This is a genomic window from Shewanella seohaensis (assembly GCF_023283775.1).
In the GTDB taxonomy this organism is placed as follows: Bacteria; Pseudomonadota; Gammaproteobacteria; order Enterobacterales; family Shewanellaceae; genus Shewanella; species Shewanella seohaensis.
The window spans coordinates 54,869-76,023 of sequence record NZ_JAKILE010000007.1; the positions used below are offsets into that span (position 1 = coordinate 54,869).

The following is a 21,155-nucleotide window of genomic DNA, read 5'->3' on the forward strand; positions in this document are numbered from 1 at the left end:
TAAACAAATTCACAATAAAAGCCAAGATAATTAAACATCTAGATATTAATGTTTAAGTCCTACTTAACAGAACGCTTAGCTTATTTAAAGTTAAATATGCAATATGACTAGTATGAATCATAAAATATCGCATATTAATGCTAACGGATTAGAGATAAATTCAAATAATAGATTATCAATTTAATGTAAATATAAGTGCCAATTTTATTAACTGACACTTATATTGAAGAGAAATGACTATCTGTCGGAATAGTTTTAAGATTGGATTAGAGAATAAAAGTCGCTACCTGAGCATTAAGATCGTTCGCACGCGCCTTTAATCCTTGAGCTTGAGTCAGATCTGATTTCGCGGCCTCGGTGATTTCGTCGGTCACGTCCTTGATCGCTACGGTATTTTGGGTGATTTCCCCCGTAACTTGGGTTTGCTCTTCGGCGGCAGTGGCAATTTGGCCCGCCATATCTGAAATGATATGCACGGCTTGGGTGATCTCCTCCAATGCCTTCGCGGCTGCATTCGCATCTTCCACGCTGTTACCTGCGAGCATTTGACTGCTTTCCATCAAACTCACGGCTTTTGCTGTGGTGCGTTGCAGGGTTTCAATAGTCGCATGTACTTCTTGGGTCGAATCTTGAGTCCGACGCGACAATACCCGCACCTCATCGGCGACCACAGCAAAACCACGGCCCTGCTCACCCGCGCGGGCAGCTTCAATCGCCGCGTTGAGCGCTAATAGGTTAGTCTGCTCCGCAATCCCTTGAATAGTCGCTAAAATGCTAGAAATCGACTGGGCATGGCGACTTAAATCTTCAATCACGTCTGTTGCCTGAGCGACTTCATCGGCGAGGGAATTGATCGAACTGCGGGTTTTATTGACCAGCTCTTTGCCTTGGAAACTGCTCGCGGCCGACTGCTGCGCCGCTGTCGCAGTGTTTTCCGCATTAGCGGCAATTTCATTGGTCGCGCTTGCCATTTCGGTCACCGCCGTTGCCACCATAGCCACTTCCTGCTGCTGACGTTGCAACTCTGCCACGGCAATATGGTTGGTTTTAAGACTGCGCTCGGCATCCGCATCCAGCTCGCTCGCTAACTGACGAATATGGCTGATCAATTGATGCTGGCTGCCGACAAAACGGTTAAAGCTATCGGCCAAGACGCCCACTTCATCCTGTGTGTCGACCTCGATGCGTTGAGTTAAATCGCCATTGCCGTCGGCAATGCGTGCCAGCGCCTGAGACACGCGTCCGAGTGGACCTAGCAATAGATTCACCAACCAGGAAATCGCCAACACGCTCAGGAGTAACACCACGGCGGAAAGTCCAAATTGCGTCAGCAAAAGATTGGTTAACGGCGCCTCTAAGGTCTCCTTATCCAGCACTATCACCAATTCCCAATCGGTATTGGGAATATCGACGCCCCAGACTAACTTGTCGCGGCCCTCATTCTCAAAATACATAGGCAGCAAGGCTCCCGCTTGGCGGCTCTGCTGCGGTAAATCATGACTCAGATCGTTGTCGATTTGGCCGACAGGCTTCATCGCCTTTGAAGCATCTTTGTAAGCAATCACAGTGCCGTCTTTGTGCATCATGATCGCATAGCCATTGGCGGGGAGTGTCATGCGATTCACGCTCTCGACTAGGCTCGCAATTGAGAGATCGCCCCCCACCACACCTTGCGAGGTCGGCTGCGCCATAGTGACCACTAACACGTTATACGCCACGTCAACATAGGGTTTTGTCAGGATAAGACTGCGCTCATTCATGGCCTGTTTATACCAAGGGCGCGTTCTCGGATCGTAACCCGTGCGGTCGATACTTGGATCTGAATCCAACATCTGCCCGGTCTCGGTACCAAAATAGGTCAGCTGGAATCGCCCAGAGGCCTGCGCCTGTTGCAATGCACTTAAACTGTTACCTTCCACCTTAGAGACTAATGCGCCTACGATATCTTGGCGTCCTGCGAGCCACTCTTGAATGCGCTCGGCCTGTTGTTCACCCAAGCGCTGCACCTGCTCTAGGCTATTTTGCAGCAACAATGACTTTTGACTGGAATAGCTTTGCCATGACAGTGAGCCGATGACGAGGGAAAGCGCGATCACGACCGAAATCAGGATCTTTTGTTTAAGCGAATATGAGTTCATTTTGGTATCTACGGTTTTACACAGCACTGAAGGAAGGTAATGATGAGAGGCAGGCAGTTAACGTCGTAAATTTACAGTTTTAGCCAAAACCAATCAAAATATCGGCTAAATTTTCGCACATATTGCACAACAAACAAAGAATACGTTACAGTCAGAATAACAAATAATTAAGCAAAAACATTAAGATAACCAAAAAACGCCAAAAACAAACCTCAGGTAAACACAAAGATCACAGCCAAACAAAAGGCACAACAATTTCGGTTTCATAGACGTAAAACAACGTAAATTAACCCAAATTAACGTGACCCAATCCGATTATTTATTGCACACTGACCCTCCATAGCATTGGGAAAGAGGCCCATTGATGGCGCCAGCTTGGCGACATCCACTCTACAATATGGCTTTACTCGTTTTCCGCCTCGCCCATTTTGATTAGGAGTTCTTATGATCTATCAACAATTTCAACAGAGCCCATTTCAGCCACGCATTTCAGGAGCTCGGGCTTGGTTAGCCATGGCGATCAGCGTCAGCCTAATCTGCTTATCTCTGTTTTTATTACCTTTTGTGCTTTTATTCGGCGCGATTGCACTCGGATGTGTCGTGCTATTTAGCCGTTTTTATGTCGCACGCCAAATGAGTAAGTTTAATCGCGCCCAAGCGCAAGCACAGGAGGCGGCAAGCCAAGCATCGGACTTTTATCGCTCGGCGAATGTGGTACGTGAACCCCATGCAGAACATTATCGTGGCCGCACCTTCGAGCATCAACAGGATGAGAAATAATACTAGGGCGTGTTGACGTTTCAGGGTTATTTTGCAGCAATTTGGCTGGCTTTTATGCAAGGCAAAGTCCGTGCAGTGTAGTCATTCTACATAAACGGACGATAACGCAGCAGAAATGCCAGCCAAATGCTGCCCGAAGGGTTCGTCTAGCAAGCCCTTGCTCTTACTTTCTGCCATAAGAGCCGCTCGTCATTTGAGTAGAATAACTACACATCATTCCTCGTTTTGCGAGCACATACTTGTCAGAACGAACAAAATCTAATTTCGAAACGTCAACACGCCCTAGGCGCTTAGTAATGTCTTTGCGCGCTTAAGGGTTTGAATCTCGCCGGGATCTTGGGTCATCTCCAGCACAGTATCAATTTGCAGCACGAGTGATTGCCAGAGAGGCTCGATGATTTCGGCCTCTTTGGCATTAGCATGACGGCGCGCCAGGTTGAGCAGCGCCGCAGAGCCCACCACATCGATGCGCCCTAAAATACCGTCTGCGAGTGCCATGCTCAACTCAATCATGGCTGGCACGCTGTGACCGTATTTAATCACTTCACGCAGGTAACGCTCCGCCTGACTCACATCGCCACCCAAACCACTTTCATCGTTTAGCATGTGTTGTGCGCGGGTAAGCATGGCATCGAGTTGGCCCTGTTCCGCCGCTTCGGCCATCCAATATTCACTCACAATAGGATCGCGCTGACAACCATCGCCATTAGCGAGCATTAAGGCTAAATGGTACTGGGCATGGGGATAACCCGCTTGCGCCGCTTTATTAATAAAATGATAGGCTTGGGTCAGATCTTTCGCCTGATAGTAAAGCACGCCTAAATTCGCCATGGCTTCGGTCTGCTCGCCCTCGGCTGCCAATTGTAAATAGTGCTTCGCCTGCACTAAATCCGGCTTAAATGTCTCGCTGCCCACCAGATAAAAATACCCGAGTAACGCCATCGCATTGACGACACCCGCCTGAGCGGCCTTGGCAATTGCCGCTTCGCCCTGAATGGCATCAGCCTGGCCTTGATAGCCATGGATAAGCCCAACCCCATGTTCATAGAGAGCATCGGAATGTTTTGGCGCCGCAAGGGCAAACCAATAGGCAGCTTTGGCAAAGGTATCACTGGCTTTTTGCGCCACTTCCTTTACCGCTGGACCATTTTCATCTTCATTACCATAGGATTGGTCAGCCAAGGCAAGCTCTTGCTCTTTCAGCATTAATGCTTTGGTTTTAAAAGAAATCCCTACTAGATATTGGGCCTTAGGGTCGTCTTCCATCACCGCGCGGTAACAAAGATCTTTGATGGTAACTGTATCGCTTGCTTGGTAATGGTACGCGGGAGCAGCACGCCCAGTCACCTTAGGATACAAGTGCTCAATTAAGGCCAACACATCCTTGATGGCCTTTTGAGCCAAGGCGAGCAATTGTTCTTGGGTTAAATGGTATTTTTCAGGGTGGGCGCCACGGTTGCCATAGCCACGCAGGCGATGCAAGGCTCTGGTCGTCTTCACATCGATCAGCCGCTTTTGGTTTAACAGCTCGATACGATCATAGAGGTTGGGACTGGTGAAGGAGACGGCTTTATCCTGACCGAGTAGTTCGGTCAGCCTGTGGGTAAAACTGCGGATATGCAGCAGTGACTGAGTGGGCACATCCTGCACATAGTTTTTGGCGTTGAGGTAATCATCGAGGAGAGAGGCCGAAAACCCTTGGATAAATTCGCTATCCAGTAACTCAGCCCCTGTCCCCATAAATCCTTACCTCAGTTCAAATGTACTCAGTTGATATTATTCCGCGGTAGGCTTTTTCGTCACCATATACAGGCGGAACAGCGCTAAGTTCACGAATAGACCAATAAATGCCATCAAGGTATCCGCCAACATTTGCACTGGCAGGCCGCCAAGAGAAGCCGCACCAGAGAGCTGAGCCCCCACGACAGAAAGCGGCAAATAAAGCATCAATAAGGCGATGGTTTTCAGTACGATTGGACCGCTAAAGCTAAAGCTTGCCTTAATAGCTTCCAGCGGTGTGAGACGCTCAACCACCACCATAAAGTTCACATAGGCTAGGCGGGCAAACAGGTAAAAACTGATCACAAAACCAACTACAACCCCCAAAGGGCCTAAGATAGCGAATAAAATCATAAATGGAGCAAAAATCGCGAGTCCCGAAAATACCCCTGCCAGCAATAACGGTGGCACGAAAGCTAGGCTCGCCTTCAACACTAAACCAACTGAAGGGGTGTGGCCTTGAGAGCGCAGTTCGAGGTATAGCGTTAAAGCAGCGATTAATACCGAAACATTCAATAACATCAGCATAACAACGATCATATGCTGCATATCAAACTGTGGATTCTCCAGATCAATCTTACCAATCTCGGCTCCGAACCATAACTGAAGGCCAAACTGAATTAACAGCAATGGTACCGTCAGCATGGCAAGCTGAGTGAGATGATTACGGAAAAAGTTATAAGCTTCGGTCAAAATTGCGGATAGTGACATGCGCCTTTCCAAAATAATTGAAGTAAATTAACACCGTGAATTGCCGCTAAGGATACCCAAAATCCCACGCCAATGCACAACACAAATCACTTGAGTGAACCGTAAATCACAGAAAAGGACTGCAACAAAAGTCGCAAAGCCGTTACACTGTGGGCCTTTATTGCGCGCAAACCCTCAAAGGATGCCACTCATGAAACACACTCTCACTCTCTCAATCCTGATCAGCGCCACGCTTTTAGCGGCTCCCGCCAGTGCAGGCTGGTTAGATAACCTCGCAGGAACACAAGCAAAAACAGAAAAAGTAGCCACAGGTACCGCGACTCAATCCAACGAGTTAGTCGGTAGTGTGATGTCGCAACTCGGTTTAAGCCAAAACCAAGCAGAAGGCGGTTTAGGCAGCCTGTTAGGCCTAGCCCAGTCTAGCCTAGGTTCGAATGATTACACCAAATTAGCCGCCAGCATTCCTAATGCCGACAGCCTATTAGCCGCAGCGCCAAAGCTTGACGCTAACTCTGGCGTTTCAGGCCTTTTGTCTAAGGCGGGTAATATTGGATCTTCCCTCCAAGGTAGCGCAATGGTGTTAGATGCTTTTGAAAAATTAGGTATTTCTAAAGATCTCGCTATGCCGATGATCAATATCGCTAAGTCTTACCTTGAAACAAATGGCGCCGAAGGCAGCTCAGATCTTCTGATGAAGGGCCTAAACTCTCTGCTGTAATCTTCGCTTTCACCCTAAGCACACGGCTTAGGGTGAACTTTAGCGCCGTAAATCACTCTATTTAGTTATCCCTTCTTGCCAGAGCAGTGCCCTTTTATGATTGCTAAGCTGAAACGATTCCTTCAATCCCACACCCAGGCCATCTCCCCCGAGGAGAAAGCCCACCAGCTCAAGTTGGCGGCCGCGAGCATGTTGCTCGAAGTGGTATTTGCCGATGAAACCCTCGCGGCAGAAGAAATGGCATTACTGCCGACCTTGCTGACGGAAACATTGTCGATGCCAGCGCAGGAAGCCTATGAACTGATTGAAGAAGCGAAGAAAGCCCAAGGTAATGCTACCTCGCTGTTTGAGTTTACCAATACCATCAATGCCGAATTTAGCTTGGAGCAAAAACAACAATTGCTGTTAGCTATGTGGCAATTAGCCTATGCCGATGGACAACTCTCCCAATACGAAGATCAAATCATTCGCCGCACCGCCGATTTGCTGTACCTCAAACACAGTGAACTGATCCAGATGCGTAATCAGGCTATCGAAGCGACCCAAGCGGCACACTAAAAGCGCCCAATAAAAAAGCATGAATCGCAGTGCTGCCATTCATGCTTTGAGTTTAACGTTTTAAATTGCCGTTTGCGGGTCAAACAGTCTTAAGCAAGGGCCTTACCTATTTCAAATCCAGCGCCTCTCAGTTCTGTTAACTTGACTCGCAATCCCCCCATTTCCATCTTTAAGCCCTTCTTGGTCGCTAATTGCGATAACCAACTGGTTTTATCGTCATCATCTATGCTGTCCCACTCCTCCAGCACTTTATAGGCGAGGCACAACAAGGCGGCCAATTTAGAAAACGGATTCGAATCCTTGGGGTGATCCTGATACAGAATCCCCTGCACCAGCGCGGGGGTAAATTTCCAGTTTTGGGCCAACAAGGCGCCTATATCGGGCGAATCATAGCCGAGCAGCTCGCGCTCAAACGTATGCTTATCTTTGCCCTGAGCGACGGCTTCGGTAATCTTCTCGGCATCTTCGGGGGAAATCGCCGCAATCAGTAAGTCACCAATCCGGTGGAGGATCCCACAGGTAAAGGCCTCATCGGGCTGCACCCCACAACGTTTAGCCATCTCTTGGCAATAGAGTGCAATTTCAAAGGTCTGCCCCCAAAACTGCGCGAGATCGACCCCTTGGCATTTAGGCACTGATCCCATCACCGCCGACGCTAGGACTAACGTCCGCAGCGTCTGCATGCCAAGGCGCACAACGGCTTCGTCAATACTGCCCACCTCGCGGCTGTGACCATAGTGGGCGCAATTGGCCAGCCTCAGCACCTTAGCGCTGATCAAGGGATCGTGGGACACCTTAGTCGCAATATTTTTGACCGTGGCATTATCATCGTTAACTACTTCAAGCAGCTCACTAATGGCTTTAGGTAAACGGGGTAAGTCATCGACTCGACTCAGTAGCGCAGCAGAATCCATATTTATTCTCCTTCGACATGAATGATCAAAATATAGAACACAGAATTTAGCCTCGCTTGCAAAGATATCGCCGTATATCAATGGCGTCTGGTACTTTTGTCTTGCTTCAAACGATATTTAAAGCGGGCTGTAATTGCCACAAATCCGCTCGGCAAGCGCGATTGGCTCGTGCTTTATGCCATTCCAGCCCGTCAAAATCGCTCAACAATTATGCTTATTTGTAAATAAATGTTTCTACATTTTAGTGATGAGTGATATAGATTAAATCTTGTTCATCCATTGTAAGGAAACACTATGGGCCAAAATGCACTCGTTAATCGCACAGGTATTATCCTTGTTAGCGCACTGATCACCTTAGGTTTGTTCGTGTTTATGGCGCAACTTATCCATAATCCGCAGCCCTTGAGCGGACAAGCGAGCGATGCGCCGCAAATTAATATTTTGATGAGCGAGCGAACACCCATTCCGCCTAAGGAAAGCCGTAAACCCGAACCACCTAAACCTATTCCAGCGAGGGAGCGGGTGACGACTCCGGGTGAGAGCAATCAACTCGTCGATTTCAACACTCAGACTTTTACCCCCGAAATGCCAACCCAAACCACACTCTTTACCCAATCAGCAATGACGGCCGAAGCCTTACCTATGGTGCAAGTGTCACCTCGCTATCCCATTGATGCGGCGCAAAATGGCAAGGAAGGTTATGTGGTCGTGGGATTTGATATCACGGCGGACGGTAGTGTCAGCAATGTGCGCGTGCTCGATGCCAATCCGAAACGGGTGTTTGATAAGGCGGCACTGTCAGCGGTGCAAAACTGGAAATACAAACCTAAGTTTGATGCGGGCAAGGCCGTGCCACAGCTGAATCAACAGGTGCAGCTCGACTTTAAACTGGATCAGAAGATTTAAGACCAAGAGACCAGAACGCATGATGGTTGGCGTTCTGGTCCGTCATTCAGTGGTACCTCAGCACTTCGGCCACTAAGACGCTTTATTTACCGCTAAGCTCTGTTTGCGACTGATATGCGTCTTCTGCCACCACAGGAATGGTGCCACGAACAAAATCAACACCAACACGTAGGCCATGCTTGCACCAAGCGCGATACCTAAGGCCAAACAGAAGCCACAACCTAATACCACTAAGGGTAAGTTGCTGCGGGGCAATAGCTTAGCCGCGGCTAACATCGCCATTAAATAAATCACCACGAACACCCCATTACTCCATGCAATCAAATGTTCGAGCTCTTGGCCCGTGGTGTGGGTCAACACTATCACACTCGCCATCACGCTGAGTAACGCCGCCAAGGCGCGGATAGGCACTCCGTGACGATTTTTTACCGCAAAGCAGCGTGGCAAAATGCCTTCGTTACTAAAGCTCCAGATAAGGCGTGCGGCACTGGCGGCATACACGTTAACCGTAGCAAGACCACTGGCAATCCCCAATACACCTATCACTTGTGCGCCATAGCCACCCAAAAGCGCATCGAACACGCCAATCATGGCCACGCTTTTATCGGTCGGCACTAACAGTAAAATCAAGGTACAGGCCACATAAATAATGCCCACCAGCACAGTGCCCATCATCATCGCTGGGATCATATCCTGCTGCGGGCGGCGGAAATCATCGGCGAGGTGAGTCATGGCCTCAATCCCAAGGAAACTCCAAAAGGCGATACCTGCGGCAATCATAATAGTGGGGATTTCTGGCGTGCCATAGCTCGCTAATGAGGTTAAGTGCCCAGGTTGCACACTACTCGCCCCGAATAACAGCACCACAATCGCCACAATACAAAGAGTTAAGCCAAATTGCAGTTTGGCCGAGACTTGAATGCCACGCAGATTAAGTAGGAATAAGCCGAAAATCACTAATACCTCAGCGCCCACCTTAGACCAGCCATCGAGGGGGATGAGTGCATTAACAAATTGGAAGGTCATCAAAATCGCAGCTGGCGCGCCCATGGGCACCACCAGTAAAAAAATCAGCCCTATAGTACGGCCCGCAGTGCGGCCAAAGGCCTTTTCGACAAAATAAGCGGGACCCGCAGCATGGGGAAAGACACTCGCCAATCGACCAAAGATCAGTGCCACCGGAATAATGGCTAAGGTCAGGAGTGACCAAGCGATAAGCGCGCCAGCCTGGGCTTTGTCGATTGTCATTTGCGGGAGAATAAACACCCCTGTGCCCAGCAAAGTGGTGGCCATCAAGCCTGCGCCTTGCCAACGTCCTATAGTTCCGCTATGTGAGTTCATCTGTTAAAATTCAGTGGTTTTGAAGCCGTCAGTATAGTGAGATTTTACGCCGCAATCTGCCGTCAATCTCAGTGTTCTTCATGGCAAATACCGGCAAAATGACGGCAAAAATGCATATTTCCGGCAAAATGACGGCGCAGCCCCAGCGCAGGGTGCTTAACTGATATTAGCCTGCCTTGGCGATTTGCCTCGCGCTTTTTTACAACCCGTTTTTATCGGAGCTCAAGTTGGATAAGTTTGATACCGCCATCATCCACAGCCTACGCCAAGATGCTCGCCAGAGTGTCTCCAGTATCGCTGAGCAGGTTAACCTTTCCCGTAGTGCGGTTGCCGAGCGGATTAAAAAACTCGAGCAAACTGGGGTGATCCGCGGCTATCAGGTTTTGCTGAGCGAATCGCAAAAGGAAGGAGTGTCGGCCTATTTCGAAATCCAACATAAATGCCCGCGCTGCGCCGATGTGGTGCATGTGTTCCATGCCATCCCCGAGGTGATCACTTGCCGCGGTATCTCTGGCGATATGGATTTGTTGGTGTATGTGCACGCCCCGTCGATGCGCCGCTTGCACGAAATTCGTGAATATATCGATACCCACACGGACATCATCAAAATCAAAACCCATGTGGTGATGAGCGAGTGGATAAATAACGCGGGTGAATAGGCGTGCTTTGCCCCCAAACAAGAAACGCCACCCCTAAGGAATAAAGGTGGCGAGGCCCTTGTGGAGGCAGGGCAAACAATATCAAAAATATGGCTTCCCTTCCCAATAACCTCCCTGTGACAGCAAATCGCGACAAGGCAACCCACCTTTAACTACTTCAGCCAGTGTAATCAAAGGAGGTTAACTCACAGTGCATTCCTTAAGCACCGCTTCGCCATCCGCCGTTATTCCTTCTTATCTTTAACTTGGGCAAACCGTGCCCCATTAAACGACCGTCATTTGCCCCGTGTAGAGAATAAAGTTACGCAGCAGTAGTACACCAATAAGACTCAAACATGCGGTGCCTGCCACATAGGCCCACTTACGTTTGGAAGTAGCCGTCATAAACAGGTTCATCGCCAATGGTCCCGATAATCCCAGCCCAACTATGCCAATCCAGAAGACCCATCCCCAGAAGCCATAACCTATCGCATTGAAGGCGGCAAACTTACTCTGGCCTCCCGATAAGACGAGCCCCATAAAAAAGGTGAAAATCAGCACTATCTCCACCAAAATCAATGGGATCTCAACTTTATGGATAAAGTGTACTTCCTTGGCATTGGGGTTGGCGTTAAGCAACACGCCACCCAAGAGAGAAGATGCTGCGCCCGATGAAAGCCCCGAAGCCAAAAACAGCAGCGGCAACACGGGGTTTTTCAACATCGGATAGCCGGGTAAGGCCGACAGTAAAAAGCCGGTATAAGCCCCAAGCGCGAGGGAGAAGATCACCAACAAACCGGTAATTGTCGCCTCGAAGCGGCTCAGCCAGGCGGTGAACTTCAGCACCATGGGGAAGCGACTCTCACACCAAGCATCGATAGGTTTACGGAATAACAAGCCAATCCACATAAACATAAAGACTTGGTAAATCAGCAGAATCAACACCCCCATCGACATCACGGACTTGGGATTATAGAAGACTAAGATCTTCCAAAAATCGAAGGGCTTAGTTAAGTCCAAGACTAAGATGCCCAAACCCGCCATCACAGCCACGGGCGCCACAATACAGGCCGCTTGTACAAAGCCAGACTGGTAGGCGTTATGCTTTAACACAAAATGTTTGAGTAACACCGCAAAGAACATGGCGCCGGCCGATGCGCCCGCTAAAAACAGGTAAATCGCGATCGGCCAATGCCACACTAGCGTATCAAAATGTAGGGCGCTCATATTGCTACCTCCCCTGATTTGGCCACAATGCGGAACAGTTTTGGCCGCGTTCCTAGGTCAACCTTAGCCCTTTGGGTCGGGTTAGCCTTCAACACTTGTACCACCTGTGAACTCGGATCCTTTAAGTTGCCAAACACTAAGGCCTTAGTTGGACAAGCCACGACGCAGGCGGGCTGTTTACCTTGGGCCAGATTAGTCTCACGGCAAAAATCACATTTGTCCGCGGCATGGGTAACGGGATTGATAAAGCGAATTTTGTAGGGACAAGCCGCGATACAATACTGACAGCCCACACACTTCCACGCATCCACCGACACGATTCCCGTCTCTTTATCGATAAAAGCGGCACCAGTCGGGCAGACATTGACACAGGGCGCGTCTTCACAGTGCTGGCAAGACTTACGGCTAAAGTGATAAAACTGGTTTGGATATTCTCCGTAAGGTCCGGTTTGTTCTATCTTCAGCCGCGCCACGCCTTCGGGCACCTGGTTGGTTTCACGGCATGCAACCTCACAGGCCTTGCAACCTATGCACTTAGTCTCATCGTGGATCAGCGCATACTTCACGCTGGGTTCGGCCTTCGCCTCATTCGAAGCACTGACAGTCGCGAGTAGGGTCGCTCCCGAAGCGCCGGCCAACAGGGCGCATGTCCCTTTGAGAAATCTTCTTTTTGAATTTTCCATAACCTTACTCCTGCTGGCCTGTATGACAGTTACGGCACAGCTCACTGCGAACCTTAGGCGTCATGTCGGCCATAGGTTCAGTTGGGCTATGTAATTTATGGCAAGCGGCGCACGCCACTTTTTGCGCATGCACATTATGCGTCCACTCTTGGGAACTGAGTTTGGCGGGCCTGTGGCATTTTTGGCATGCCTGTAATTGCACAGTGGTTTCGGATGCCTCATTTAATCCAAAAACCACTAAATCATTTGGTTTTTTAGGGTGATCACCCTTTTCACCGTGACAACTGGAACAGGTCATTTTCATGGCATCCTGGCTGTGATGCCCTAACATTTGACCATTACGCTTATGACACTTCATGCAAGCATCACTGTTAATTTGCCTAGCAGGTTCAGCACTCATCGCAGAAAAACTGAGCAATACAGCAACGACACCCAAGCGTAATGACCACAGCCATTGTCGTGTAGACATAGCGAGTCCTCATATTGATAGATGGGGAAATACAGAGGAAGTCAGGGTTCGGAAGGCTCCGAACCCGACAGTCGTGGTCAGACGGCTAAAGCTTGCTTAAGGCTTTGGGTATCCCACTGTTTATGCTGGTTCATTTCAATAAAGCCAATATTGAATTTACTGAACAGCTTTTTCATGGGTGAGTTAATTTGCTTACCAGCGTCGCTGATCACCATTTTGACTTCAGAAGAGTCATGGTCAATCAACACATAGTCGAGACGGCATTCGTGATTTAAATCAGCATCATGCTGGTCCATATCAAATACAGTGTCTAACGGCACATTGCAGCAGACATCATATTTACCTTCTACGACAGTTTTGAGTGATTTAAAAAAGCTGAAGCTTTCTTCATCAAATAACACTGGTTTGAGTTTCATTTCATGATGAGCGTCATCAGGATCTGCTCTAAAAAACTTAATGCAAGTCATGACAAACATTACAAACACGAATGGAACTGCGACGAATAGTACAAAGTACATAAACGCATAGCTGAGAATGACTGAAGTGTTCATATACGCCTCCAATAACACAATTATATTTTTGTTTTCTCCTTTAAAGCAGCTTCAGTATTATTGTTAATCCCATTTATTTTTTTGACATAGATCACATTTAAAAATACAAAATTACACATAAACAACAAGTTAAGATACAGAACACATTACCGTTTAACGTAAATCTAAAATGCACATATTGATAATGATTAATTAATAAATTGAAATTCAAATAGTCAAATATCACAAACTAAAATTTCAAATTAAATTAAAGATGTTTTTTGAAAAATAAAAAATTCAAATCTAAATTTCCTGTTACACATAGATAGAAAAAAGGTGCTAGACTTGAGACTGGTTTCACATTAATTTTAATTACCAACACCATAATAATTCCTTGCTTATCTAGTGCTTGCCCAATATTAAGGAATATAAAAAATGCATATTAATAACATGGACAACCTCGATATTTTGAGTTTAAAAATATTGGTTTCATTATATGAGAACAAATCTGCAACCTATGTATCAAAGGCGTTAGATATCCCTGCCCCCAAAATAAGTCGCAGCCTAAAAAATCTGCGGGAAACATTTGGCGATGAACTTTTCATTCGTAAAAAATACGGTTTATTTCCAAATGAGTTTGTAACTCATTTATATCCTATTGCGAAACAAACCATAGAATGCTCGGATAAATTTCAAAAAGTGCGCGCGGCAAATGCAAGCCAAGTCAAAACCCATGTTGAAATTGCTGCGCCGGGCCTCATTGCCTATGCGTTTCCTAAAGCCTTAATGCAGGCCATTAAGGAAGAACAAAAGCCGATGCAGATTAATATCACCCCTTGGTCGCTGCACACGACACAGGACATCATCAATGGCGATGTGGCCTTAGGCATTTGCTGTAATAAGAGCACCGCCGATGTGGCGGCCTTTGGTGATAAGTTGCAAACCACGACGCTACAACGCATGGACAAGGTTTACCTCATCGCCAGCCGTAACCATCCGATTTTTAAACGCGAAATCACGCTTGAGAGCATCGCCGAGTATCCCTATGTCAATACAGATCTTGGCAATCCCAGCACTCGCCTCAGCCCATATCAGGAGTTCTGCATTAAAAATGGCATAAAACTCAATACTGAAATTACCATTACCAGTATTTCTAGCCTGTTTGAATATCTCGGCGAGAGCCAGACAATTTCATTACTGCCCTATCGAGTGGTTTACGAGATGGTGAGCGATATTCCCGAGTTACACACTTGTCAGCTGTCGCAACTGGAGGCCGAACGTTTGTACGCCCATACCGAAGCGCCAACGATTTTCCTCGTGCAAAAAAACCAACCGAATAAGGTGAATGAGGACTTGCTCTGGCTAAGCGGACAGATAAAGAAAATTGTCGACCATATTATTTAGCGGCTCCTTATCCTGTATTTTCATCTTGTAATACGAGGTGATAGGCATACTCTGCCTTAGCTTAGGCTCCACCTCATCCCCCACAGTGTCGACCCAAGTTTTGTTAAGCCAGGCATACATCTTGCCCGCCAAACACGTTACACTAAGCCCATCTTTATCCTGATAGATCTTGCTATGCGAACCGAAAACACAGCCACACTGAACCTGATGTGGGGCGCACTTATTCTGGAAGAATTAGCACGTCTTGGTGTGCAGCATGTCTGCATGGCGCCGGGCTCACGCTCGACACCGCTAACCTTAGCCGCGGCTCAGCAAACCAAGCTTAAACGTCACTTGCATTTCGATGAGCGTGGCTTAGGTTTTATGGCCCTCGGATTAGCCAAAGCCAGCTGCGCCCCCGTGGCGATTATCACCACCTCAGGCACGGCCGTCGCCAACCTTTATCCTGCGATAGTCGAAGCTTGGTTGACCCATGTGCCCTTGATTGTCTTAAGCGGTGACAGGCCGCCAGAATTACTCGGTTGCGGCGCCAACCAAGCCATAGTGCAACCAGCGATTTTTGCCAATTATGCCCAGCAGGTAAACCTGCCCACGCCAGATGCGCACATTGCGCCGCAGATGTTACTCACAACCCTCGATGAAGCGGTGGCAAACCAAACACGCCCAGTGCACATCAACTGCATGTACCGCGAACCCTTATATCCGAGTGAGATGAGTGGCACCATTCTCGATAGCGAATCGCCTTATCTGAAGCCACTGCAAACTTGGTTGCAACACGCCAGACCCTACACTCAATACGGTAAGAGTGAACAACTCAGCAGCCCGAGCGATGATGCCATTATGCGTTTCGTCCACGGTAAGGGCGTCATCATCGCCGGTACACTCACGCCGGAGCAAGATCCTGCGCAGCTTATCGCCCTCTCACAAAAAATTGGTTGGCCATTGCTGACCGATGCGCAGTCACAACTGCGGCAACATCCCGCGGCGATCGGCAATATTGACCAACTACTGCAACATCCAAAGGCGCGCAATCTGTTGCAAGAGGCGGACCGCGTGCTGGTGTTTGGTGGGCGCTTATTGTCTAAGCGTTTGATTGCTTACCTTGCCGAGCAAAACTGGCACAGTTACTGGCAAGTGCTGCCACAGCAAGACAGGCTCGACCCAAGCCATAATGCCAAACACATTTGGCACGCCAACGCCGCGCAATTTGCTCAGCTTAATTGGTATCGCTCCTCTTCGGCTAATTGGGCCAACACCTTAGTCACCTACAACGATGAATTACATAGTTTATTTGTACGTAATATCGATCAAGGTGAGTTTGGTGAAGCGCAGGTTATCCGCGCCATTGCCAATACGCGGCCGTTAGAGCAGCAATTGTTTATCGGCAATAGTCTGCCCGTGCGGTTATACGATATGTACGCCCCAGTGAGTTGTTGCACGGCCAGCACTTATACCAACCGCGGCGCATCGGGGATCGACGGCTTACTGGCCACCGCCTGCGGCATTGCCGCGCATCAAGGTAAACCCACGAGCTTGATTATTGGGGACTTATCCCAGCTGCATGATCTCAACTCTTTTGCCATTGCCCGCAGCTTAACCAGCCCGCTGGTGATCATTATTCTCAACAACGACGGCGGCAATATCTTTAATCTCTTGCCCGTTCCCAACGAGGAACTGCGCAGTGATTACTACCGCTTAAGCCATGGTTTAGAGTTTGGTTACGCCGCTGCCATGTTTAATCTGCCATATAATCAAGTGGATAATTTAGCCGACTTCCAAAGCTGTTATCACGAAGCGCTGGATTATCAGGGCGCCTCAGTGATCGAAGTCAGTGTAAGCCAACACCAAGCCAGCGAGCAGATCGCCGCGCTGAATTTATGGGTGAAACAAAGCTAATGCCAACCGTGGCCCGTTACGGGGAAGTCTCGCAGCCAAACTTAGTCCTGCTTCACGGCTTTTTAGGGACTAAGGCCGATTGGCTGCCGCTTATCCCCGAACTGAGCCAGCATTTTCATTGTATCTGCCTCGATTTACCCGGACACGGCGATAATCAGAACGAGCGGCCATCGACGCTCGCCAATGGTTTCGAGCATTGTGTTCAAGACATTATCAGCCGCCTCGATCGCCTTGATATTGAATCCTTTTATCTCTACGGTTATTCCCTCGGCGGCCGCATCGCCCTGCATCTTGCCAAGGCGTATCCGCAGCGCGTTTTGAGCTTATGGCTAGAGTCCTGTCATCCCGGGCTAACCGATACCGCAGAGCAAGCCGCACGCAGTAAAAACGACAACCTGTGGGCCAAACGCTTACTCAGCTTAAGCAGTCGGGATTTTTTACAGCTTTGGTATCAACAGGCAGTATTTGCCGATATGTCGGATAAAGCGCGGTATGCCTTGATTGCCAAGCGCGCGGCGCTGCTCGACCAACATCCCAAGCAGACACTAAAACAGATCTTTTTGGCCACATCGTTGGCTCGCCAAGCCTCTCTCTGGGATGTACCTGAAAGCCTTGGCTGTGAATGCCATTTTTTTGCGGGCAGCCAAGATGCGAAATTCACCGCAATAGCAAAAGCTTGGCAAGCACAACAGCCCATCATCTTGCATCAGATTGAACAGGCTGGGCATAACATACATCAGGCCAATCCCGCGGCATTAATCGCCCGCTTAAGCGCACTAAAGCTTAAAAAATCGATGACTTGATACAGATAAATTTAGGGAAAATATGATCTTAACTTCGCTCAGCTTGTACTTATATCGCCTGCCCTTAGACCGCTTTTTACCCGTGGGGAAACAACGCATCGACCACAGAACCGGCTTAGTGTTGCAGGCAAAGGCACAAACTGAGGGCGAAGAAAGTGAGCAACTGGTTGAAATCGCGCCACTCTCAGGGTTTGATATCGAGCAGCAGCCATTGTCCGGTTTTAGCCGCGAGAGCCTAGACGAAGTACAACAGGCCTTAGTGGCGCTATTGCCCGAGCTACAAAATCAGCCTATCGATTACTTGCTCGAGCAGGCCGAAGCGAGCTCTTATCCGTCCATTGCCTTTGGCTTGAGTCTATTGCATGCCAAACTCAGCGGAAAACTCAATACGCTGCGCCCAGTTACCGCCACTGTGCCGTTGATTTATCAGCCGGTGGATGCGCCCAAAACCGAATTGTTCGCTAACATTGCGAGTCTTGATAGCGGGGTGCACTCACTCAAAGTGAAGGTTGCGCAAACCTCAATGGAAGATGAATTGAGCTTGGTTTATGGCATCTTAGGCCAGAGACCTGCTCTAAAGCTGCGCTTAGATGCCAACCGTGGCTTTAGCTTAGAACAGGCCCTCGATTTTGCCGCCTGTTTACCGCTAGAGAGCATTGAATATATTGAGGAGCCTTGCCAACATCCGCAGGATAATCAAACCCTGTATCGCGCTATTCCTCTGCCCTACGCCTTAGATGAATCCCTCAATGACCCGGATTATCAATTTGTGATGCACGAGGGACTCACGGCACTCATCATCAAACCCATGCTACTTGGCAGTATTGAAAAACTTCAGCGCCTTATCGACGAGGCCCACAGCCATGGCGTGCGCTGTATCTTAAGCTCAAGCCTTGAGGCCAGCTTAGGTATCAATGACTTGGCCCATTTAGCCGCCATACTGACGCCCGATGAAATCCCAGGGCTCGATACGTTAGCCGCCTTTAGCCAAGACTTAATCGCGCCAAGCGGCAAGTCTCAATGCTTGAAGCTTCATCAACTTAAACTTGTCGCCAGTACGCAGCAGGATTAATCGCCAATGTCCGAATCTCAAACATTGGCACCATCCCAATCCATTGCACAGCAAGGTATCTCGCCATTACATAGCGCGGCGCTCACCTCACCCACACAAACGGCGGTTAAGTGTAATGGGCAAGACATCAGCTACACCCGCTTAAGCCATATGGTGCAGGCCTTGGGTGAACAGCTCACGCGCATCGGCGTAGGCCCAGGGCAACCACTGGCATGTATCAGCCGCAATAATCTAGAGATGATTTGCCTGTATTGGGCCTGTGTGGATATTGGCGCAATCTTCTTTCCTATCTCGCCACGTTTTCCGCTGGCGCAAGTTCAAGGGCTTATCGATAGCCACCACATTCCTTTTTATTGGAGCGAAGCGGCGCTGGCCTTGTCAGGCAGTCATCAACTCACGCTGGATTTTAGTCTCGATGCAGCACCTAGCGCCGACCTCGCCGCGACAGCTTTTGATATTTATCGTCCAAGTAATGTGATTTTAACCTCTGGCTCCAGCGGTTTTCCAAAGGCGGCCGTGCACAATCTTGCAAATCACATTGCCAATGCCGAGGGCGCTCGCAGTCTTATCCCGCTAGTCGCAGGTGATGCTTGGTTGTTGTCGTTACCCCTGTATCATATTGGCGGCCTCGCCATTCTCAACCGCTGCGCCCTAGTGGCGGCGACGGTAGTGCTGCCGGATCCGACTCTCCCGCTGCAGGCGCAAATCGAGCGCGATGGCTTAACCCATGCTTCCCTCGTGCCGACACAGTTATTCAATCTACTCGCCGATAAACAGGCTTCACTCAAGAGCATTAAAGCCCTGCTGCTCGGCGGCGGTGCAATTTCTATCGATTTGCTTAAACAGCTCGAACAGCGGCATATTGCCAGCTTTACCAGTTACGGCATGACTGAGATGGGCTCGCAAATCACCACAGGCCCAGCGCTAAGCGATGGCACCAGTGGTAAATTACTCCCAGGGCGTGAGCTCAAAATTGTCGATGGGGTGATTTGGGTGCGGGGAGATTGCTTGTTTATGGGCTATCTCACGGATAAGGGAATAGAAAAACCACTCGATGCCGAGGGTTGGTTTTATACCAAAGACAGGGGCGAATGGGATGCTAACGGCAATCTTAAGATCTTGGGCCGCGTCGATAATATGTTTATCAGTGGTGGCGAAAACATTCAGCCAGAGGAAATTGAAGCGGCGCTTAAACTGCATCCACTAATAGATGAGGCGATCGTCTTTCCTCAGCCTGACGTCACCTTCAGCCAACTCCCTGCCGCCATTATTCGTGGTGACATTGTCCGCAGCGGAACTGTCGGCAACAACACAAGCCAAGAAATGAGTAAAATAGAGGCTGAACTTGAAGTCTTTCTCGCCGACAAAATCGCTCGCTTTAAACGACCGCGCCGCTATTACCCTTGGCCAGAGCATGCCGAGCAAACCGGTTTAAAAGTGAATCGCAAGCAACTTATTGCCGCTATTCAATCCGAATCTTGATAACTCTTGATAAATTCAGCCACAAAAAAACCTGCCGTAGCAGGTTTTTTATGTTCTCACGCCGAGCCTAATTAGGCTTCCATACAAGCCTTAAGCTTGTTCATCGCGTTTTTCTCTAACTGGCGAATGCGCTCAGCCGAGACTTGATAGGTTTCTGCCAATTCCTGCAGTGTGGTTTTATCATCGTCTAACCAACGGGCACGCAGGATATGCTGGCTACGCTCGTCTAAGGTTTTGATGGCCGATAATAAACGACCTTGGGCATTGGATTCCCAGTTATCGTTTTCGATGTTTTCGGCTAAATCCGATGAATGATCTTCAAGATAATGTACAGGGGCAAAATCCTGCTCATCATCGTTATCACTGCTGAGGTCAAACGCAGGATCCTGCGCCGCCATACGTGATTCCATCTCAGTCACATCGGCCTTAGATACACCTAAGTTTTCTGCCACCATTGTGACTTCATCATCGCTAAACCAACCGAGGCGAGTTTTCGCTTTACGGATATTAAAGAACAACTTGCGTTGCGCTTTAGTGGTTGCGACTTTAACAATGCGCCAGTTTTTCAGCACATATTCATGAATTTCAGCTTTAATCCAATGCACAGCAAAAGACACTAGACGGACGCCCACATCGGGATCGAAGCGCTTAACCGCTTTCATCAGACCGATGTTGCCTTCTTGGATCAAATCCGCCTGTGGCAGACCGTAACCTGAGTAGCCCTTAGCAACGTGCACCACAAAACGTAAGTGCGACATAATCAGTTGCTTCGCCGCTTGCAGATCACCCGTTTCCTGCAAACGCTTGGCTAACTCATACTCAGTCTCAGCGTCTAACATTGTCATGCTAGTCACTGAATGGATATAAGCTTCTAAACTACTGCTGCCCTGAGGGACTGTTAGTGCCATTGATTGCGTTTGAAAGGTCATTCGCGCTCCTACTCTCTTACTACTTATCAAATATAAGTCGATTTCATCCTGTGGTTTAACTCAAAACACCTTGAGGATGAGCTGACGAACTATCGGCTAATTGACAGAGTATGTCAACCTTCGCTCGTCTGGGGTGTTACTTTTAACCCCGTTGAATAGACATTGCAAGTGAACAAA

20 protein-coding genes are annotated in these 21,155 nt (G+C 48.7%); 10 read left to right on the forward strand and 10 right to left on the reverse strand.

The window, feature by feature from the left end; genetic code table 11:
- Nucleotides 1–266: 266 nt before the first annotated feature.
- Nucleotides 267–2,138 (reverse strand): methyl-accepting chemotaxis protein, encoded by a 1,872-nt coding sequence (locus L2713_RS09780; protein ID WP_248967746.1) that lies wholly within the window; start codon nt 2,136–2,138, stop codon nt 267–269.
- Nucleotides 2,139–2,582: 444 nt separating this feature from the next.
- Between L2713_RS09780 and L2713_RS09785 the strand changes: the two genes are divergently transcribed.
- Nucleotides 2,583–2,918: a hypothetical protein gene (locus L2713_RS09785; RefSeq protein ID WP_086903543.1), complete on the forward strand. Its 336-nt coding sequence runs from the start codon at nt 2,583–2,585 to the stop codon at nt 2,916–2,918.
- 282 nt (nt 2,919–3,200) lie between these two features.
- Here the strand turns inward: L2713_RS09785 and L2713_RS09790 are convergent, their stop codons facing one another.
- Nucleotides 3,201–4,658: a DUF4145 domain-containing protein gene (locus tag L2713_RS09790; protein ID WP_248967747.1), complete on the reverse strand. Its 1,458-nt coding sequence runs from the start codon at nt 4,656–4,658 to the stop codon at nt 3,201–3,203.
- Nucleotides 4,659–4,694: 36 nt separating this feature from the next.
- A complete protein-coding gene (locus L2713_RS09795; protein ID WP_248967748.1) occupies nt 4,695–5,408 on the reverse strand; it encodes a hypothetical protein in 714 nt (237 codons plus the stop codon).
- 190 nt (nt 5,409–5,598) lie between these two features.
- Here L2713_RS09795 and L2713_RS09800 point away from each other — a divergent pair, with 190 nt between their 5' ends.
- Both L2713_RS09800 and L2713_RS09805 read left to right on the forward strand, forming a co-directional pair.
- Nucleotides 5,599–6,126: a DUF2780 domain-containing protein gene (locus L2713_RS09800; RefSeq protein WP_011624477.1), complete on the forward strand. Its 528-nt coding sequence runs from the start codon at nt 5,599–5,601 to the stop codon at nt 6,124–6,126.
- A gap of 96 nt (nt 6,127–6,222) precedes the next feature.
- Nucleotides 6,223–6,684, forward strand: coding sequence for a tellurite resistance TerB family protein (locus tag L2713_RS09805; protein WP_248967749.1), 462 nt, complete (start codon nt 6,223–6,225; stop codon nt 6,682–6,684).
- An 89-nt stretch (nt 6,685–6,773) separates the two neighbouring features.
- Here L2713_RS09805 and L2713_RS09810 read toward each other — a convergent pair whose 3' ends face one another.
- On the reverse strand, nt 6,774–7,598 hold the full coding sequence (locus tag L2713_RS09810; protein WP_011624479.1) for an HDOD domain-containing protein: 825 nt from the start codon (nt 7,596–7,598) through the stop codon (nt 6,774–6,776).
- Between the two features lie 294 nt (nt 7,599–7,892).
- Between L2713_RS09810 and L2713_RS09815 the strand changes: the two genes are divergently transcribed.
- Nucleotides 7,893–8,504, forward strand: a complete 612-nt coding sequence (locus L2713_RS09815) for an energy transducer TonB (RefSeq protein ID WP_248967750.1) — start codon at nt 7,893–7,895, stop codon at nt 8,502–8,504.
- Nucleotides 8,505–8,576: 72 nt separating this feature from the next.
- Here L2713_RS09815 and yjeH read toward each other — a convergent pair whose 3' ends face one another.
- Nucleotides 8,577–9,845: an L-methionine/branched-chain amino acid transporter gene (gene yjeH / locus L2713_RS09820; RefSeq protein WP_248967751.1), complete on the reverse strand. Its 1,269-nt coding sequence runs from the start codon at nt 9,843–9,845 to the stop codon at nt 8,577–8,579.
- 227 nt (nt 9,846–10,072) lie between these two features.
- Here yjeH and L2713_RS09825 point away from each other — a divergent pair, with 227 nt between their 5' ends.
- Nucleotides 10,073–10,504, forward strand: a complete 432-nt coding sequence (locus L2713_RS09825; RefSeq protein ID WP_011624482.1) for an Lrp/AsnC family transcriptional regulator — start codon at nt 10,073–10,075, stop codon at nt 10,502–10,504.
- 264 nt (nt 10,505–10,768) lie between these two features.
- On the opposite strand, the gene nrfD is transcribed toward L2713_RS09825, so the two are convergent.
- The 4 genes from nrfD to L2713_RS09845 form a co-directional block, all read right to left on the reverse strand.
- The gene (gene nrfD / locus L2713_RS09830; protein ID WP_089068760.1) at nt 10,769–11,710 is read right to left on the reverse strand and encodes a cytochrome c nitrite reductase subunit NrfD; all 942 of its coding nucleotides are present in this window, start codon (nt 11,708–11,710) and stop codon (nt 10,769–10,771) included.
- Complete coding sequence (locus L2713_RS09835; protein WP_248967752.1) at nt 11,707–12,393, reverse strand: 4Fe-4S dicluster domain-containing protein; 687 nt, start codon at nt 12,391–12,393, stop codon at nt 11,707–11,709. The genes nrfD and L2713_RS09835 overlap by 4 nt, the downstream gene beginning before the upstream one ends.
- Before the next feature lie 4 nt (nt 12,394–12,397).
- Nucleotides 12,398–12,862 carry a nitrite reductase gene (locus tag L2713_RS09840; protein ID WP_248967753.1) on the reverse strand — a complete coding sequence of 155 codons (465 nt, stop codon included), beginning with the start codon at nt 12,860–12,862 and terminating at the stop codon, nt 12,398–12,400.
- A gap of 77 nt (nt 12,863–12,939) precedes the next feature.
- The gene (locus tag L2713_RS09845) at nt 12,940–13,413 is read right to left on the reverse strand and encodes a DUF2726 domain-containing protein (RefSeq protein WP_011624486.1); all 474 of its coding nucleotides are present in this window, start codon (nt 13,411–13,413) and stop codon (nt 12,940–12,942) included.
- Nucleotides 13,414–13,827: 414 nt separating this feature from the next.
- Here L2713_RS09845 and L2713_RS09850 point away from each other — a divergent pair, with 414 nt between their 5' ends.
- The 5 genes from L2713_RS09850 (at nt 13,828) to menE (ending at nt 20,049) form a co-directional block, all read left to right on the forward strand.
- Nucleotides 13,828–14,796 (forward strand): LysR family transcriptional regulator, encoded by a 969-nt coding sequence (locus L2713_RS09850; RefSeq protein ID WP_011718683.1) that lies wholly within the window; start codon nt 13,828–13,830, stop codon nt 14,794–14,796.
- Between the two features lie 174 nt (nt 14,797–14,970).
- Nucleotides 14,971–16,692, forward strand: a complete 1,722-nt coding sequence (gene menD / locus L2713_RS09855) for a 2-succinyl-5-enolpyruvyl-6-hydroxy-3-cyclohexene-1-carboxylic-acid synthase (protein ID WP_248967754.1) — start codon at nt 14,971–14,973, stop codon at nt 16,690–16,692.
- Nucleotides 16,692–17,495 (forward strand): 2-succinyl-6-hydroxy-2,4-cyclohexadiene-1-carboxylate synthase, encoded by an 804-nt coding sequence (gene menH, locus L2713_RS09860; RefSeq protein ID WP_248967755.1) that lies wholly within the window; start codon nt 16,692–16,694, stop codon nt 17,493–17,495. Before menD ends, menH begins: the two co-directional genes overlap by 1 nt.
- A 22-nt stretch (nt 17,496–17,517) precedes the next feature.
- Nucleotides 17,518–18,567 (forward strand): o-succinylbenzoate synthase, encoded by a 1,050-nt coding sequence (gene menC / locus L2713_RS09865; protein ID WP_248967756.1) that lies wholly within the window; start codon nt 17,518–17,520, stop codon nt 18,565–18,567.
- Nucleotides 18,568–18,573: 6 nt separating this feature from the next.
- Entirely contained in the window at nt 18,574–20,049 is a 1,476-nt protein-coding gene (gene menE, locus L2713_RS09870; protein ID WP_248967757.1) for an o-succinylbenzoate--CoA ligase, read from the forward strand.
- Nucleotides 20,050–20,120: 71 nt separating this feature from the next.
- Here the strand turns inward: menE and rpoH are convergent, their stop codons facing one another.
- Nucleotides 20,121–20,978 carry an RNA polymerase sigma factor RpoH gene (gene rpoH / locus L2713_RS09875; RefSeq protein ID WP_248967758.1) on the reverse strand — a complete coding sequence of 286 codons (858 nt, stop codon included), beginning with the start codon at nt 20,976–20,978 and terminating at the stop codon, nt 20,121–20,123.
- Nucleotides 20,979–21,155 lie beyond the last annotated feature (177 nt).